The organism is Aeromonas sp. LsrichE-8G (genome assembly GCF_022869435.1).
In the GTDB taxonomy this organism is placed as follows: Bacteria; Pseudomonadota; Gammaproteobacteria; order Enterobacterales; family Aeromonadaceae; genus Aeromonas; species Aeromonas caviae.
In genome coordinates, this window is sequence record NZ_JALIHH010000216.1 from 552 (window position 1) to 1,070 (window position 519).

Sequence of the window (519 nt, forward strand, 5' to 3'; positions counted from 1 at the left end):
CGACAAGTATTGCCGCCTTGAAAAAGGTCGCGTGAAGCTTCCTGCCGGGCTGGCGTGGGTCAAGTTTCGCCAGTCCCAGCCAGTTGAAGGAAAAATTAAAAACGCGACCGTCAACCAAGCAGCCGGGCACTGGTATATCTCCTTTCAGGTCGAGCAGGAGACGCTTGAGCCAATTCACCCCTCCGGCTCAATGGTCGGGCTGGATGCGGGGATCGCCAAGCTCGCAACCCTGTCAGATGGCACGGTGTTTGAGCCCGTCAACAGCTTCAAAACCAATCAGACCAAGCTGGCAAGGCTCCAACGCCAGTTGAGCAAAAAGGTAAAGTTCAGCAGCAACTGGAAGAAACAAAAAGCCAAGATCCAGCGGCTGCATTCACATATCGCCAACACCCGCCGCGATTACCTTCACAAGGTCACAACGACTATCAGCAAAAACCACGCGATGATCGTCATTGAGGATTTGAAGGTTGCCAGCATGTCAAAATCAGCAGCGGGCACGACCAGTCAGCCGGGGCGCAA

At 54.3% G+C, this 519-nt stretch carries 1 protein-coding gene; it reads left to right on the plus strand.

Annotated features, from left to right (window positions below):
• Positions 1-519 (plus strand): transposase (locus MUW49_RS22135; protein WP_244813100.1); only part of this gene is annotated, 519 nt, incomplete at both ends.